The sequence below is a fragment of the Roseivirga sp. genome, from assembly GCF_965216855.1.
Classification (GTDB): Bacteria; Bacteroidota; Bacteroidia; order Cytophagales; family Cyclobacteriaceae; genus Roseivirga.
Genome location: NZ_OZ244204.1, coordinates 1,188,079 through 1,203,910, shown reverse-complemented (window position 1 = coordinate 1,203,910; position 15,832 = coordinate 1,188,079). Strand labels below are relative to the sequence as shown.

The window sequence follows — 15,832 nt, the reverse complement described above, 5'->3', positions numbered from 1 at the left end:
CATTCCAAATACTCAGGGCAAGTCCCTTGAGTATTTGGAATGATTAGATGTTCACTTTTATTCCTTGTGAATTCTAAGTAACTCTTCTGCCAGTTGACCATTCTCCTTCACCTGAATTTTTTCAAATGTGCCTTCTTTGTCTTTCAGGAAGCTGAAGGTGATGTTCCGCTCTTTCATAAAGAAGGTGTCTTCACTTTTTGGATACAGGTTCGCTTCAAAGCCATTGGCCTTCAGTGTCAATCCCTCTGAATGACTGATGATTTCAACTTTGCCTGTTTGTTGACCCTGATAATGACCCGTGAATGACTGAAGCTGTTCTTGAGAAAGTATTATGGCCTGAGTTTCGGAAGAAAAGGGTTTATGATCATAACTCAGCAAGCGTGACATTTTTAACATTCCGTTTTCATATACCCACAGGTGATTGAAACGCGCGACTTCAACAGGTTGTCCGTTCACCAGGAAATAGTGTTCACCACTGATGATTCCACCAATCCCTTTCAATTCAAATATTTGCATGGTTCCATCTTTGGGTTCACGCTTTAATTTGGAGCCATTGGCACATAAGCCCTGCTCCAGTGACTTTTTCAGAGCTTCAAGGCCCGATGTTTTTCCATTCTTGTCGTGGTAGAATTCAACATCTTTAGTGAAGAGGTTTGACATGCTTTCAAGGTCACATGTGTTATAGGCATCCCAGAACTGCTTGTCTCTTTCTCTGATAGTTTCGACAATGTTCCTTGTAGCAGTCGATTGGGCCTGGCTAAAAGCAAGTTGATATGAAATGATTAAGAACAGGGTGATCATAAGCCTGTTTAAGTGGGGCGTTGAGTTGATTTTTTGTGTTTTTGACATTTGAGTTAATGGTTTAGTCAAAGAGAGACCGAACCATTAAAAGTTGCATTGGATTGAATTCATTTCAGTCCAATGCAACCTGGTCATAGCGGTTGTAAGCTTTACTCATTTCTGAGATTAGAGGCAGGGTTAACCTTTGCCGCTCTTAATGTTTGTCCTACTACAGTGAGCCAGGCAACAACCAGTGTCAGCAATCCGGCAAGCCCAAAGAACCACCATTGTACATCGATTTTGAAGGCGAAGTCACTGAGCCATTTACCTGTTGCCCAATAGCTTACAGGTAAGGCTATGAGTATGCCAATACCTACCAGGATAGAAAATTGTCTGGTAAGCAGGAATACGATTCTCCAAATGCCGGAACCTAGTACTTTTCTGATACTAATCTCTTTGATTCTCTTTTCTGTTGTATAGGCAGTAAGGCCAAACAGACCCAGGCAGGAGATGATGATGGCCAGTACGGCAGCATATTTAGAAAGTGTTGCTATGCGTTGTTCTGAGGCATACAGTGCCTGATAGTCCTGATCGACAAATATGGGCTTGAATGGAAATTCGGGATTGAAAGTGGTGTAGAGCTTTTCGATACTTTGCATGGTGGCAGGGATCTGACTTCCCTGAATTCTGGCCATGATAAAGTGAGTCGACTTCGGTCTGTATAGAAACAGAGCCGGTTCAACCTGTTTGTGTATTGAACCAATGGAAAAGTCCTTTACCACACCAATGATTTGCTTGCTGCCGGTGTAGTGTCGAATGGTTTTGCCTATTGGGTCTTCCAGCCCCATTGCCTTAATAGCCGTCTCGTTAAATACCACAGCATTGTCATTGTTGGCAAACTCATCGGAAAAGCCTCTGCCTTCAACGATTTCAACCCCGAGTAAGTCAATTGAATTAATGCCTGCATTGTATTCCCAGAATTGGATCTGATCTTTTTCTGTTTTACCGTCCCAGGCAACACCACCCGTAGAGTTCATGCCGCCAACCATAAAGCCTGAGAGAGCTGCCTTTTCAACACCGGGGATATTATTAAGCTCGGCCAGGAAGGCATCGTATTGATCGGTGAGTGTTCCCTCTCTTTCAAAATAAATAAGGTTGTCTCTGTCGTATCCCAGATTTTTGGTTTGTATGAATTCCATCTGTCTGAAGATGACCAATACACTAACAATGAGGATGGTGGATAGGCTAAACTGGAAAATAACCAATGCTTTTCTTCCCAGACCGCCTGATGTATTGGCTAGCTTAAAACCTTTTAGTATGGATAGTGCTTCCATTTTGGCCAGGTAAAGTGCGGGGTAGCTTCCTGCTACAAGTCCAACAAAGGAGAGAATGCCCAAAGTCATATAGATCAGTTGAGCATCGAAGATCAGGCTCATTTCTTTGTCGGTAATCCGATTGAATTCTGGAAGAGTCAGAGCTACTATTCCCAAAGAGATGAATAAGGCAATCAGGCAAAGCAACATGGATTCAGTCAGAAACTGATAGGCAATGGATTTCTTAGTTGCCCCCAAAGACTTTTTAACCCCGATTTCCTTCATGCGCTGGGAGGCTTTGGCTGTAGCCAGGTTAATGAAGTTGATGCAGGCAATGGAGAGAATCAACAGGGCAATGAATGAGATTAGCCTGACGGATTCTATTCTTCCTCCGGCCTGCTGACCATTTTCAAATTTGCCATAAAGGTAAAGATCAGCATAATTGGTTAGGAACAAGTCAACATTAGTGTCCTCCAGGTTTTGTTTGAATATGGCATCTATCTTATTGGTGGCTTCATCAACATTGGCACCCTGCTGGGTCACTACACTAATTCGTGCATAGTAATTTCCCCATTGTTTGTAGGTAATGAGTTCATCATGAAAGAAATTCCAGGGCAATACCAATTCGAACTGCTCCGAGCCCTGTGCTGGTATGTTTTCCAGAATGCCGCTGATAAGGAAGTCTTTCTTTTCACCCCTGAAATGCCACTGTATCCTTTTGCCCAGAGGGTCTTCATTAGGAAACATTCTTTCTGCCAGTGACTGGGTAATCAGTGCCTCGTCATTAGTGTTGAATAGACTTTGTTTATTGCCTTGCTTTAAGGGGTAAGTAAATACTGAGAAGAAATCTTTACTGGCGAATCTTCCCTGAACCTTCATAGATCGTTGACCATCTTCTGACGAGATAGTGTATTCGTGAGGGTCGGTATAGGCTGTGGCGATTTCAATTTCGGGTACCTGCTTTTGTATTTCTTCCAGTAGCAGACCGGGAGTGCCTTCAATGGTGAATATGCCGCTGGCATCGCTATGGTTGGACATAATGTGATAAAGGCGTTTTTCATTTTCATGAAAGCGGTCTACCATCAATTCATCATTGACCCACAAGTAGATAAGAAGTACACAGCTTAGGCCTGTGGTGAGACCTATCAGATTAATTGTAAAGGAACTTTTGTGTCTTAAGAAGTTCCTGAGTGTAATAATGAGATTATGTTTAAACATGTCGTAATAATTGAGTTTTTGACTTCCTTTTAATGATCGGATAATGCCTGGCCTGAAGAGCATCAGCACATCTTTGATAAATAACCTTCGGGCTTGAGACTGACCTTTTTTCTCAACCCTTTTATCGAACCTCTCCAATAAATCACCCTCAATATCTTCGACCATCCGAGGGTCGCAAAACCAACGGAAGAAGATGAGGATTAAAGTAGGAGGAGTAGGTTGTTTCATATGGTTTAAACAAAATCGGGAATAGCGTTCCAAAGACCCATACGTTGCTCTTTGGTTGCTTTGAGTATCTCTTTTCCAAGATTGGTGACGGTAAAATATCGCTTTCGCTTTCCACCTCTAACGCTGGTAGCTCCACCCAGCTCAGACTTGAGGTAGCCTTTTTCTTCCAATCGTTTCAATACGGTTTGCAGAGCACCCATACTGACAGATCTTTCCAAACGGCTTTCGATCTCTTCAATGATTGAAACACCATAGGCCTCACCATGTAAAATGGCCACCGTTAGCATGACTATTTCCTCGAATTCACCAAGGTGATGTTTTCCCATAATTCTGTTTTTGCCTTAAATGTAGTTTTTATAAACGGAGCCTGAAAGCTTTGGTTAGATATTTTTACCTTAATTGTAGTTATTAGTGATTCTGACCTTTGATTAGGGTCTCTTTGATAACCCTGGAGCTGGTTTTTATTTTCAGGTAATAAATGCCCGGGTTTAATTGATCGAGGTTATACCTGCCTTCTGAGTTGGTCATTAATGTGTAACTATGGCCGGTATTACTAAAGGCCTGAACTTGGAGAACCTCTTCTTCACAAGTGATTTCAATTTCCTTGTCTGCAGGGTTAGGGAACACCTTCAGCTCTACTTCCTTTTCATACAGAATGCTGACTACTTCAAAGGTTTCTGTTACACCTGAGAAGTCGTGCTGGATTAATCGGTAGAAGGAGCGACCATAAAGAGGGTTTGCATCGATAAAACGATAGGTATTTGATTCAGTTGAGTTCCCATGGCCTTCAACTGCTCCAATGGTTTGCCAGTTAATTGCATTAGCTGACCTCTCCATCTCGAAATGACTGTTGTTTATTTCCTCCGAAGTGACCCATTCCAGATGCACTTGTTGATCATTGAGGCAGGCCTTAAACGAGATGAGTGTAACCGGAAGAGACTGTGTGTCTGAGGGGTTACAGCTGGAGTAGTTGGCATAGACAAAAGGAGAACCACCTCCATCATTCCAGGCCACATAATTACCATCCGCATTGGAGGCCCAGAGATTCGCATAGCTCATATTGGTTGTATTTCCATTAACAATGGAAGTAAAGAACCTTGAGCCGGTGGGAGCGTTGGCGAAAAGCCCGGCTGTTGGCCAGGAGGTATCTGTAGAGATCAGTACATATACATCGCCCAGATTGGTACCACACCAGGCACTGAAATCGATAGTCGTGATATCTACATCATTAAAAATAAGGATATGGCTGCCTGCAGGTATACTGGTCCCTGAAGAGCCACCTACAAAATTAATATCAGAACATCCGGAGACAGGTAATAAAGCATTTAAGGCCGCGGCCAGGGCATTGGCTGTGGCTAAAGCGGCATAAGTATCTGTAAAAGTAGTAGTTGCAGGAGATGTGGTTCCATATCGAAGGTCGAGGTTAGCTGCTGAGACGTTGAAGCTGGAACCACCACTATAAACCAAAACATATTCACCATTTCCATCATTGGCACCACAACCATTAATGACTGCGCTTACAAGCTGAGCACCTTGGGACATGGCTACATTTTGGAGCAAAATAATTCCCAGAGTTACATACTGTAACTTCGATTTCATAATTGATTTGGTTAAGGGTTGCCGGTGTCAAATGGCAGTGAAAGATAGGCGCTTAACTACATTTTGCGAAAGGATTACATAGAAAAAATCATACAAATTATAGGAATAGTTATTAATTACATATTTGTATATGTAAACGGCAACTAAAAAATGACGATTGAATTGTGTACAAAAACTGGAACGCTATATTTGCAGCGCAATGAAGATGATTTCAGCACCATTCCATGCTCATCACTTCCATCATCTCTCTTGAGAGAGATAATGCATAACCCCTATGTGGCCTACGCGGTCACTTTTCTTACAACAATTCTTAATCAATTTTCTTAATTCACTGTTGAATACTTCACATGGAGAATACATTACGCATTGCAATACAAAAAAAGGGACGTCTGAGTGATGACTCTTTAAAGCTCATCAAAGAATGTGGCATCAAGGTTAATAATGGTACAGGTAAGCTGAAAGCTTCAGCGACAAACTTTCCAATGGAATTCTTATTTCTGAGAGATGACGATATCCCTGGTTATGTTCAGGATGGAATTGCTGATATTGGAATAGTTGGTGCAAACGAAGCACAGGAAAAAGGTAAAGATGTCGATTGGGTAAAACACCTTGGCTTTTCTAAATGCCGGCTTTCTCTGGCCATCGACAAAAACGAAGAATACAATGGAGTGGAAGACTTCCAAGGAAAGAGACTGGCCACTTCTTATCCGGTGATTCTTGATGAATTTCTGAAATCTAAAGGCGTGGAAGCGGAAATTCACGAGATCAGCGGCTCAGTGGAAATAGCCCCGAGTATCGGCCTGGCCTATGGTATTTGTGATATTGTCAGTTCAGGCTCTACTCTCATGAGTAATGGCTTGAAAGAAGTAGAGGTGATCTATAAATCAGAGGCTGTCTTACTGGCTACACCTGGCCTTCCTAAAGAGAAGCAAGCTATACTCGATAAGCTTATTTTCAGAATTAATGCGGTTCAGGCTGCCAAAAACAACAAGTATATTCTGCTGAACGCTCCTAATGACCAAATTCAGGAAATCATACGCATCTTACCGGGAATGAAGAGCCCGACTGTTTTGCCTTTGGCATTGGAAGGCTGGAGTTCGGTTCATACCGTTATTCAGGAAGATGACTTCTGGCAAATCATCGAAGATCTAAAATCGGCCGGAGCAGAAGGCATTCTGGTAGTACCTATTGAAAAGATGATACAATGAGGGTGTTTGTAAATCCGGATAAAAATGAATGGTCTTCCATACTGAAGAGGCCGACAATGGATATGGAGACCATAGAGGCCCGTGTGCGGCCCGTAATGGATGAAGTTTCCGCTAATGGAGATGCTGCTCTGAGCAAGTTCACAGAACAGTTCGATGGTGTTTCGGTTTCCGACTTTCTTGTGACTGATGAAGAGCTTGACAAGGCTGAGCAGGAACTGGATGCTGAGTTGAAGACCGCCATTCTCACAGCTAAGTCTAATATTGAAGCTTTTCATAAAGCACAGGAGCAAGATATACTGGCAGTAGAAACCATGCCTGGAGTGAAGTGCTTCAGAAAGTCGGTCCCCATCCAAAAAGTTGGATTGTATATTCCGGGAGGTACGGCTCCTCTGTTTTCTACGGTTTTAATGCTTGGCGTTCCTGCGAAGATTGCAGGCTGTAAAGAGATTGTACTTTGTAGCCCACCGAATAAGGAGGGCAGAATTCACCCGGCCATCCTTTATACGGCCAAGGCTATAGGGGTTACCAAAGTCTATAAAGTTGGAGGAGCTCAGGCCATTGCCGCACTTACCTATGGCACTGAAAGCATACCAGCAGTAAGCAAAATCTTTGGCCCCGGGAATCAATACGTGACGGCAGCGAAGCAGTTAGCTACTCGTCATGGACTAGCCATTGATATGCCAGCTGGTCCTTCAGAAGTAGCTGTTTATGCTGATGAAACGGCCAATCCGGGGTTTGTTGCTGCAGATCTGCTTTCTCAGGCAGAGCATGGAGCAGACTCTCAGGTAGTGCTTGTAGCAACCGATGAAGCCATAGTGAATGATGTTCAGGTGGAGATTGAAAAACAGTTGCAAGACTTACCAAGGGCTCAATTTGCCAGTCAGGCATTAGAAAATAGCGTTGCGGTTGTACTACCTCAACAGGCTGCTGTTAATTTACTCAATGAATATGGAGCAGAACACCTCATTTTAAGTGTCAATAAACCCTGGGAAATTGCTGACCAAATTGTCAATGCAGGTTCGGTGTTTATCGGGCACCTGACTCCGGAGTCGGCAGGAGATTACGCTTCAGGCACCAATCACACACTGCCAACCAATGGTTATGCTAAAATGTATAGCGGTGTGTCCTTAGATAGTTTTGTGAAGAAGATCACCTATCAGGAAATAAGTCCTGAAGGGCTTAAAGTGTTGGGGCCAATTGTAGAGAAAATGGCTGAAGCTGAAGAACTTCAGGCGCATAAGAATGCAGTTTCTATCAGACTTAAATCTTTGAACAATGTTTAGGCCTGCAGATTTACTCAGACCCCATTTGAAGCAATTGGTGCCTTACTCTTCGGCAAGAGATGACTATAAGGGAAGTGAAGGTGTTTTCCTGGATGCTAATGAGAACCCTTTAGGCTCTATCACTCAGGATAACTGGAACAGATATCCCGATCCATATCAGAAACAGTTAAAAGAAAGACTGTCTCAGATAAAAGGAGTAAGGCCAGAGCAGATTTTTCTGGGAAATGGTAGTGATGAGCCTATAGATCTGCTGTTCAGGGCTTTCTGTGAACCAGGGAAGGATGAGGTTATTATTAACCCTCCAACTTATGGTATGTACAAGGTAAGTGCAGACATTAATAATATAAAAGCAACAGAAGTTCTACTAACCTGGGATTATGATCTCGATATCGATGGTATACTAAATGGCATTCAACCTAATACTAAAATCATTTGGATCTGTTCGCCTAATAACCCGACAGGTAATGATGTGGACCAGGTGAGGATTGAGCAGGTTCTTAAATCATTTCAGGGTATTGTTGTGGTAGATGAGGCCTATATCGATTTCTCAGAAAGAAAATCGTGGATCGAAAGATTGAATGAGTATCCTAATCTGGTGGTTTTACAAACCATGAGTAAGGCCTGGGGATTAGCGGCTTTGAGATTAGGGATGGCTTTCTGTTCACCGGAGATTATTGCCATACTAAATAGCATCAAGCCGCCTTATAACCTGAGTGGACTTACACAGGAGACCGTTTATAGAGCACTGGATCAATTAGAAAAGAAGGATCAAATGGTTTCAGAGATACTAGAGAATAGAGCAAAGCTGAAGTCAGAGCTTGAAGAACTGGACTTGGTTGAGAGGGTTTACCCAACAGATGCTAACTTCTTTTTAGTCAGGGTAAAAAATGCCAGAGACATCTATGTTCAACTGATCGACAGAAAGATTATTCTCAGAGATCGGTCTAAGGTGGTGTTGTGTGAAGATGGTATTAGAATAACAATTGGTACAAAAGAGGAAAATGCACGGCTCATCCAGGAGCTGAAGGAGCTTTCAGAACTCATTAAGCAATAGAAGAATAATGAAAAAAGTACTTTTTATAGATAGGGATGGGACGATCATTGTTGAACCACCCACCGATTATCAGGTCGATTCACTCGAAAAGCTGGAGTTTTTGCCAGGTGCTATTTCCAACCTGAGAAAGATAGCCGAACAACTGGACTTTGAGCTGGTGATGGTGACCAATCAGGATGGGCTGGGGACAGATTCTTTTCCCGAAGACACCTTCTGGCCTGCACATAATAAGATGCTCAAAACATTGGAGAATGAAGGTGTTGGCTTCACAGAGATATGTATTGACCGGACTTTTGAACATGAGAATGCTTCAACGAGAAAACCAGGCACCGGACTGTTGACACAATACATGCAAGGTGACTATGATTTGGCTAACTCATTTGTTCTGGGTGATCGTAAAACGGATATTCAGTTGGCCGAAAATCTGGGTGCAAAGGCCATCTTTATTTCTGATGAAAAGGATGATAGAGCAGCACTTTGTACTACGAGTTGGGATGAGATTTATTCATTTTTAAGATTGCCGGCAAGAAAGGCGGTTGTTCAAAGAACTACCAATGAGACCGATATTCTTATTGACTTGAATCTGGACGGTGAAGGACAGTGTGATAATCAGACAGGCTTAGGCTTTTTCGATCATATGCTTGATCAGTTAGGTAAACATTCTGGTTCCAACTTAAAGGTCCATGTTAAAGGAGACCTTCATATTGATGAACATCATACTATTGAAGATACCGCCCTGGCTTTGGGAGAGGCCTTTCTAAAAGCCTTAGGTGATAAGCGGGGAATTAACCGATATGGTTTTCTGCTTCCCATGGATGAAGCTTTGGCTCAGGTAGCGATTGACTTCAGCGGAAGACCCTGGCTGGTTTGGGACGCAGAATTCACACGTGAGAAAGTAGGGGATATGCCGACAGAAATGTTCATGCATTTCTTTAAATCCTTTTCAGATACTGCCAAATGTAACCTGAACATTAAGGTGGAGGGTGATAATGAGCACCATAAGATAGAAGCTATATTCAAGGCATTCGCTAAAGCCATTAAAATGGCTGTTCAGAGAAATGCTGGTGAAATGGACAAACTTCCCAGTACTAAAGGAGTACTGTAAAGTCTTACTATCAGGTCCCTTTGTAGGCAATGCTTTGAAGGGACCTGAATAAACCTGAGGCTAGTTATCTGACTTTTTTGATTCAACACGGGTGGCGGTATAGCTGTTACCATCCATTGTGCTGAATGTGACGGCCTCAAACTTTCCGTCTTTCTCTTTCTTGAATTCCATATCCATGTTAAAAGCCTCAACAAAGAACTTGTGATCACCCGATGAGATCATGTCGAGTGGAGGATAATTGGGGCCTTCCAGTTTCAATTGACCCTCTTCCACATAAACTTTCAAAATGGCTTTGGTAGTTTTGTACTCACCCACATATTTCTCTGACAGTTTAGCTTTTTGATCATCTTGTTGTGCGTGAGTCGAAATGGCCAGACAGCATAGCAATCCGACAATTGTGAATAGTTTCAGGCTTGTTTTTAATAAGGTTTTCATCTTCTCTTTTTTAGTGAAGATGCTTCTGATAGAGGTTGGGTTAACTCAGAGATAGATGGTTTTCTACCAAAAACTGAAGTTTATCTGTCAATACCAGAACTTTATAGATGTCTATTCGGGTTGAACATGTTATCAAATTAAATTTGTTTGGTTTATTTCGCACATGAGAAGTTTTAGTCTGGTCATACTTTTCTTTTTCATTGTCAATGCTGCATCAGGACAAAGTCTGGATTGGTGGGATGCACTTCATAATTATCCACAGGCAGCTGGTACAGATAGAGATCGATATATCAATCTTTCGCCAGGATATTTAGGTCCTAACGCCATGATTATGCCGTCACTGCCGAATATGATAATAGACAATGAGTTTTGGGTTCAGGCATTGGGACAAAGGCATTCGGGTAATGGGGATGTGACCAAGAATTTCTTTCTCAAAGGAAACTTTCCGTTGGCCAGGGGTAAGGTTGGATTATACATAACCAGTGTTCCGTATGAGTCATGGCAGGTGACACCTAAAGTAAGGGATGAAAGACGAATGATGGAAATATCGGGCAAGGGATCCAATACCGGAGATGTTGCCTATGGGTTTATTTTTAAGATTTTCGAAGAAAACAAGGTGCTCCCGTTCAACTTTGGGTTTAGGGCACATGTTAAAACAACCACAGGTTCACAACTGGAGAATGCCCGTTCTACGGATAACAGTTTGTATCAATGGGAAGGTAACTTCTCCAAGACGCTGATTAATCAGGAAGCTGAGAAATTACTGATTAAGATGTCTTTGGGTTTTGTTACCTGGCAAACTAATAAGAACGGCTTGCCTGGAGGAGCTGACTACAGGCAGAATGATGCTCCCTTTTACGGTTTAGGTGTTGAATACCTGAAGGGCAAGTGGTTTTATGGAGCTGATATTAGTGGTTACACAGGGTACATTGGCAATCGCGATTACCCTCACTTTGTAAGAACACAGGTGCAGTACAGGCCCGGAAGTATTGCGGTAAGAGCTGAGTATAATTATGGTCTCCAAAGCTGGGACTGGAACACCTTATCTGTGGGAGTTCGCTACTACATTCAGGAGCTATTGGATTAAGAAACTCTACAATTCACTACAAATTTTAATTGTTTCGGTAACCTTCATTGGGTTAGGTCGGTAATATATAGGAAATTTGAATATATAATTTTCTCATATATGTTGACTTCCAGTGAATTACTAAGAGGTACACTCCGTACCATTGTTTTGAAATTACTTTTTGAGTATGGTCGAATGTATGGTTATGAGATAACTCAGAAAGTGAAGAAGCTGTCTGGCGATGAGATTCAACTCACTTTTGGAGCCCTTTATCCCACCTTACACAAACTTGAAAAGGAGGGAGTGCTGACTACCACTTCTGAGGTAGTAGATCATAGATCGAGGAAATATTACCAACTCACCGAGTCAGGTCAGGCTACCGCTTCAGCCAAAATTGAAGAGTATTTCGCTTTTATGGTCAACATGAATAAGATTATGTCTGCTCAATCTAAACTCATCTGACGTGGATAGAGAGCAGGTAGTCACAATCAGACGTGAAGTCCGGAAACGTGGTCTCAACTTCACTTATGTTGAAGAAGAAGCGGTGGATTTCATTAGTTGTCAGATCGAAGCACTTCTGAAAACAGGTTTGTCCTTCGATGAGGCGTATGATCACGCATTTCGTCAGGCTGCTGATGAAGGCATGTTCAATCTCAAGTCAAAACTCATAACACCCAAACCACTTTACACTATCGATATGCTTAAGAACTATTTTAAAATAGCGGCCAGGAATATGGCCAAGTACAAAGCAAATACGGCCATTAATTTACTTGGTCTGGTCCTTTCTTTAACGGCATCTATAATCATTGGTCTTTATCTTAAGAATGAGTATTCATATGATAAGGAATTTCCTGAACTGGACAGGCTATACCGGGTCAATTCCATTTCGAACCTGGGGCAGAATACCTCTTATCTAAAAGCCGTATCGAGAAAGCTGGTTCCTGAAATTAAATCCAATATTCCGGAAGTAGAGCTGGTTTCTGATTTATATGGAGCAATTGTTAATCAGCCTCTCAAAGTAAACAATAGTACATACTTTGATTATCGCTTGTCGGCTTCGAATGAAGATTTCATTGAGCTTTTTAACCTTAAAACGCTTCAGGGAGATATGCAGGCTCCGTTTGAAACGCCTTATGGCACAGCAATTTCTGAGAGTCAGGCGCAGCGATTCTTTGGAGATCAGGATCCAATTGGACAGGATTTACTTATCATGACGAATGGACAAGAGTATAACTTCCAGGTTCAGGCGGTATTTGAAGATATGCCCGAGAATACACACTTCTCTGAAGATCGATGGAGTGGCTTCGATATGCTTATCTCTATGGAAACGTTGGATCTCTTTACTCAGAATAGAGCCTCATGGACATCGATTAATAACCCCGCCTATTTAAGGCTGGCACCAGGGGCTTCAGAAGAAGTGGTGAATGAGAAACTCAATGAGTTAGTTGTAAAGAATCATGGCAAGGAGATTTGGTATGAGCATTATCTTCAGCCAGTTTCTGATATTCATTTGAATACCAGACAAAGTGGTATTGATTCAGCCGGAGACATTCAGCAATTGCGTCTCTTTTCATTGATTGGAATTATAATTCTGATTATTGCCTGTATCAATTATGTTAACCTTACCACTGCTCAGGCCACGGTAAGACTAAAAGAGGTTGGGGTTAGGAAAGTAATCGGGGCCAGGAGAAGACAATTTGTTATTCAGTTTCTGGTTGAAGCTGCGCTGATGAGTGTAGTAAGTATCGTTTTGTCAGCGGTATTTGTAACCGCATTGGTTCCTGTACTCAACAATAGTTTTGACCTAAACCTGAGTCTTGACCTTACCAATGACGGGCTCACTTTGTCAGGTTTCTTTATGTTGATGCTTTTGGTAAGCCTCCTTTGCGGTGGTTATCCCGGTTGGTACTTGTCTAGAATCAGGGCTAATGAATTGCTGAGATCAAGTGGTGCAATGAAAGCCGGAGGGGGTCTGTTCCGAAAAATATTGGTTGTACTTCAGTATGCAACCTCCATAACTCTGATCGTTGCCACGCTAATCATATCCAGTCAAATGAAATATGTCAGCCAGAAGGACCTGGGCTTTGATAAGGAGCAGGTGGTTTATTTGAAAATGGGATGGAGGGTGAGTCAGCAATATGGCAATGTTCTTTTTGATGAAATTTCGAAAGAAAGTGGTGTGCTGGCTGCTTCCTTAACAACCAATACGCTGGCGGATGGCAGCATGTCGGGTAATGGAGTAACCGTTGGTCAAAAAGAAAATGATGATGACTGGGAAATGCATAAAGTGCTGGCGGTAGACGATGGATTCCTCGATGTACTGGGCTTGGAATTACAAAATGGACGATGGTTCTCCGAAGACTTTGCTTCTGATAGAGAAAAGGGTTTTGTAGTCAACGAAGCCTTTGTTGACCATTTTAAGTTGGATGAACCTATTGGGGAGACTCTTGAGCGAAATGATCAGGTAGGAAAGATCATAGGGGTAGTTAAAGACTTTCACTATATGTCAATGCATACAGCAATTGAGCCTTTGGTTATGCATGAAATGCCAAGGAAAGGTTATGGTTACTGGAATATGGCTTTAAGACTTTCTCCACAAGACATGGGAGGAACACTTGATAGAATTGAATCTATCTGGTCTGAAGTAGTAACTGATTTCCCATTCGAGTATGAATTTCTGGATGAGCAGTTAGATCAATATTATAAGTCAGATAAAGATTTTGCTCTTGTTTTTCAGGTCTTTGCAGGATTGGCCATTGTAGTGTCATGTCTGGGATTGATCGGCTTAGTTGCATTTACGACAAAGAGAAGGGCAAAGGAGATAGGAGTAAGAAAAGTCTTAGGGGCTTCAGTAAGCACCATCCTGCAAATCCTTTCCCTGGGTTATATCAAGTTAATCCTGCTTGGTGCATTAGTGGCTATTCCAATTACATATTATGCCATGAGTCAATGGTTGGAGAATTTCGAATATAGAATCGATATTAAAGCCGGTGTCTTCATTATTGGACTGATGATGACAATAGTGCTTTCCTGGTTGTCTGTTAGTTACTTATCTATCAAAGCGGCCAGGTCAAACCCGGCTGATGCTTTGAGAACTGAATAAGAAAAAAGCGAGCCTGAGCTCGCTTTTTTTATTTGCCGCCAGAAGTAAGTTGCTTCGTCATGGCAGCACCGATGAGTGCTTCCAGTGGTGTGCCGCCACCTTTTTCACCACCACTCATAATCATGGTGGTAGGGAATTTGATTTTTGCCAATTCCTTGGCAACTCCAATGGCGATTTCTTTTTCCAGTTCAGCCCTCTGTTGAGGAGTCAGACCGGCAGAAACCAACTTGGCGTTTTGATAGGCTTCAGCATCTGCTTTAACTTTTTGAGCACTTGCTTTTAACCTTTCTGTTTCCAGGGCAATAGCCGCCAGCTTTTTATTGGTTTCTTCCTGCTTCAATTTCGTCTCGATGGAGATCAGGGCTTTCACTTGCTCTTTCTCCTGAGTTACCCTTTCAGCAGCTTTGTCACGCTCACCTTCTGCGATAATTCTGGCTTGGGCATCTTTTGCAGTTTTAATTTTCTGCTGCTCAAGTTGCCTTTTGGCAGACTCATCTCTTTGGGCTTCAAGTCTTTGCTTAAAGACTTGCTCCAGTATAACATCATCGACAATTACCTGAGCTACGATGATGTTGTTTTCATTGATGTCGTGTGGTATACGAATAAACTTTCCGTTGACGTCTACTCGTTTTTTTACTTCGTATCTGGTTTGAACCTCTTTGATCTCCCTGTTTTCTTGTTCGATAGCTGTAACTACGGTATCTCTATATTCGGTTTTTTCCACACTATAAGCCCCGTCTTTTAACTGCTCTTCTATTGCTACCCGGAAGTCTGAAGCGGAACCGGAAATGTAATCCTGCGCTGCAAACATATACCCGGTATTAGAAACAACTTCTCGTACAGTGGGTATTAGGGTGTTTTGTGCGAGATTTTGTAGGCTACGGAACTCGATAGCCAACTCGATGAAAGACTCCTTGTCTGCAGGTAGCTGAAAACGAGTAGATAGCTTTGTTGTAGCTGTGACCTGGTCGATGAACCGGATGGGAATGGGGTCCATTTCTCCTTCGATTTCATCGGTGTCTTCTCCATCACTGACAACTTTAACATCGATGAATTTTTGCCAGGGAGTGATTTTCGCAAATCCACGAAATTTAATCCCTTCAGTCATTACAGCGTCTTTCTTACCGTTGGGATATACCACAAAGTATTGGTACCCGGGCTCAGCCCAGAAAAACAGGTAAGGGATCATAATCAAGAAGGCTCCAATACTGACTACTACCAGCGATATTCTTCTACTAAAAGCTAGTAGCCATGGAGAAGCTTTTGATCGGATTTTAATCATTTGACCATCTTTGTTCTCTTTGAAGCTGTCTTCTTCAGCAAGAAATGGTCTGACAATGAGCATAACGAGTCCGAGTAGGACGATAATAATTCCTATAAAAGTCATGGTAAAATGGTTAAAGGTTAAACATAGTTCTGCCATTCAGCCCTAAAGCTGTC

General features: G+C 42.2%; 13 protein-coding genes. 7 read left to right on the top strand and 6 right to left on the bottom strand.

Annotation, left to right across the window (positions count from 1 at the left end; all coding sequences use genetic code 11):
* Window positions 1-57 precede the first annotated feature (57 nt).
* The 4 genes from ACOOEY_RS05255 to ACOOEY_RS05240 all read right to left on the bottom strand — a co-directional run bounded on the left by ACOOEY_RS05255 (window position 58) and on the right by ACOOEY_RS05240 (window position 5,138).
* Window positions 58-849, bottom strand: coding sequence for a nuclear transport factor 2 family protein (locus ACOOEY_RS05255; protein ID WP_420387625.1), 792 nt, complete (start codon window positions 847-849; stop codon window positions 58-60).
* A gap of 101 nt (window positions 850-950) precedes the next feature.
* Entirely contained in the window at window positions 951-3,539 is a 2,589-nt protein-coding gene (locus ACOOEY_RS05250) for an ABC transporter permease (protein WP_420387624.1), read from the bottom strand.
* Between the two features lie 5 nt (window positions 3,540-3,544).
* Window positions 3,545-3,865: a PadR family transcriptional regulator gene (locus tag ACOOEY_RS05245; RefSeq protein WP_420387623.1), complete on the bottom strand. Its 321-nt coding sequence runs from the start codon at window positions 3,863-3,865 to the stop codon at window positions 3,545-3,547.
* Window positions 3,866-3,947: 82 nt separating this feature from the next.
* Complete coding sequence (locus ACOOEY_RS05240; protein ID WP_420387622.1) at window positions 3,948-5,138, bottom strand: T9SS type A sorting domain-containing protein; 1,191 nt, start codon at window positions 5,136-5,138, stop codon at window positions 3,948-3,950.
* Window positions 5,139-5,485: 347 nt separating this feature from the next.
* Between ACOOEY_RS05240 and hisG the strand changes: the two genes are divergently transcribed.
* From hisG to hisB, 4 genes are read left to right on the top strand one after another with little or no spacing between them, the layout of a single operon-like run.
* On the top strand, window positions 5,486-6,346 hold the full coding sequence (hisG, locus tag ACOOEY_RS05235; RefSeq protein WP_420387621.1) for an ATP phosphoribosyltransferase: 861 nt from the start codon (window positions 5,486-5,488) through the stop codon (window positions 6,344-6,346).
* Window positions 6,343-7,629, top strand: a complete 1,287-nt coding sequence (hisD, locus tag ACOOEY_RS05230; protein ID WP_420387620.1) for a histidinol dehydrogenase — start codon at window positions 6,343-6,345, stop codon at window positions 7,627-7,629. Before hisG ends, hisD begins: the two co-directional genes overlap by 4 nt.
* A complete protein-coding gene (gene hisC / locus ACOOEY_RS05225; protein WP_420387619.1) occupies window positions 7,622-8,683 on the top strand; it encodes a histidinol-phosphate transaminase in 1,062 nt (353 codons plus the stop codon). Before hisD ends, hisC begins: the two co-directional genes overlap by 8 nt.
* Before the next feature lie 7 nt (window positions 8,684-8,690).
* Window positions 8,691-9,788: a bifunctional histidinol-phosphatase/imidazoleglycerol-phosphate dehydratase HisB gene (hisB, locus tag ACOOEY_RS05220; RefSeq protein ID WP_420387618.1), complete on the top strand. Its 1,098-nt coding sequence runs from the start codon at window positions 8,691-8,693 to the stop codon at window positions 9,786-9,788.
* Between the two features lie 60 nt (window positions 9,789-9,848).
* Here hisB and ACOOEY_RS05215 read toward each other — a convergent pair whose 3' ends face one another.
* Window positions 9,849-10,223 (bottom strand): hypothetical protein, encoded by a 375-nt coding sequence (locus ACOOEY_RS05215; protein WP_420387617.1) that lies wholly within the window; start codon window positions 10,221-10,223, stop codon window positions 9,849-9,851.
* Window positions 10,224-10,386: 163 nt separating this feature from the next.
* Between ACOOEY_RS05215 and ACOOEY_RS05210 the strand changes: the two genes are divergently transcribed.
* The 3 genes from ACOOEY_RS05210 to ACOOEY_RS05200 all read left to right on the top strand — a co-directional run bounded on the left by ACOOEY_RS05210 (window position 10,387) and on the right by ACOOEY_RS05200 (window position 14,392).
* Window positions 10,387-11,310 (top strand): hypothetical protein, encoded by a 924-nt coding sequence (locus ACOOEY_RS05210; protein WP_420387616.1) that lies wholly within the window; start codon window positions 10,387-10,389, stop codon window positions 11,308-11,310.
* Between the two features lie 99 nt (window positions 11,311-11,409).
* Window positions 11,410-11,751, top strand: coding sequence for a PadR family transcriptional regulator (locus ACOOEY_RS05205; protein WP_420387615.1), 342 nt, complete (start codon window positions 11,410-11,412; stop codon window positions 11,749-11,751).
* A gap of 1 nt (window position 11,752) precedes the next feature.
* Window positions 11,753-14,392: an ABC transporter permease gene (locus ACOOEY_RS05200; RefSeq protein ID WP_420387614.1), complete on the top strand. Its 2,640-nt coding sequence runs from the start codon at window positions 11,753-11,755 to the stop codon at window positions 14,390-14,392.
* A gap of 28 nt (window positions 14,393-14,420) precedes the next feature.
* Here the strand turns inward: ACOOEY_RS05200 and ACOOEY_RS05195 are convergent, their stop codons facing one another.
* The gene (locus tag ACOOEY_RS05195; RefSeq protein WP_420387613.1) at window positions 14,421-15,779 is read right to left on the bottom strand and encodes an SPFH domain-containing protein; all 1,359 of its coding nucleotides are present in this window, start codon (window positions 15,777-15,779) and stop codon (window positions 14,421-14,423) included.
* Between the last annotated feature and the right edge of the window lie 53 nt (window positions 15,780-15,832).

What these genes read in the sequence shown, in the direction of transcription:
- ACOOEY_RS05255 (WP_420387625.1), bottom strand. Translation starts at nt 849, where the DNA reads ATGTCAAAAACACAAAAAATCAACTCAACGCCCCACTTAAACAGGCTT.
- ACOOEY_RS05250 (WP_420387624.1), bottom strand. Translation starts at nt 3,539, where the DNA reads ATGAAACAACCTACTCCTCCTACTTTAATCCTCATCTTCTTCCGTTGG.
- ACOOEY_RS05245 (WP_420387623.1), bottom strand. Translation starts at nt 3,865, where the DNA reads ATGGGAAAACATCACCTTGGTGAATTCGAGGAAATAGTCATGCTAACG.
- ACOOEY_RS05240 (WP_420387622.1), bottom strand. Translation starts at nt 5,138, where the DNA reads ATGAAATCGAAGTTACAGTATGTAACTCTGGGAATTATTTTGCTCCAA.
- hisG (WP_420387621.1), top strand. Translation starts at nt 5,486, where the DNA reads ATGGAGAATACATTACGCATTGCAATACAAAAAAAGGGACGTCTGAGT.
- hisD (WP_420387620.1), top strand. Translation starts at nt 6,343, where the DNA reads ATGAGGGTGTTTGTAAATCCGGATAAAAATGAATGGTCTTCCATACTG.
- hisC (WP_420387619.1), top strand. Translation starts at nt 7,622, where the DNA reads ATGTTTAGGCCTGCAGATTTACTCAGACCCCATTTGAAGCAATTGGTG.
- hisB (WP_420387618.1), top strand. Translation starts at nt 8,691, where the DNA reads ATGAAAAAAGTACTTTTTATAGATAGGGATGGGACGATCATTGTTGAA.
- ACOOEY_RS05215 (WP_420387617.1), bottom strand. Translation starts at nt 10,223, where the DNA reads ATGAAAACCTTATTAAAAACAAGCCTGAAACTATTCACAATTGTCGGA.
- ACOOEY_RS05210 (WP_420387616.1), top strand. Translation starts at nt 10,387, where the DNA reads ATGAGAAGTTTTAGTCTGGTCATACTTTTCTTTTTCATTGTCAATGCT.
- ACOOEY_RS05205 (WP_420387615.1), top strand. Translation starts at nt 11,410, where the DNA reads ATGTTGACTTCCAGTGAATTACTAAGAGGTACACTCCGTACCATTGTT.
- ACOOEY_RS05195 (WP_420387613.1), bottom strand. Translation starts at nt 15,779, where the DNA reads ATGACTTTTATAGGAATTATTATCGTCCTACTCGGACTCGTTATGCTC.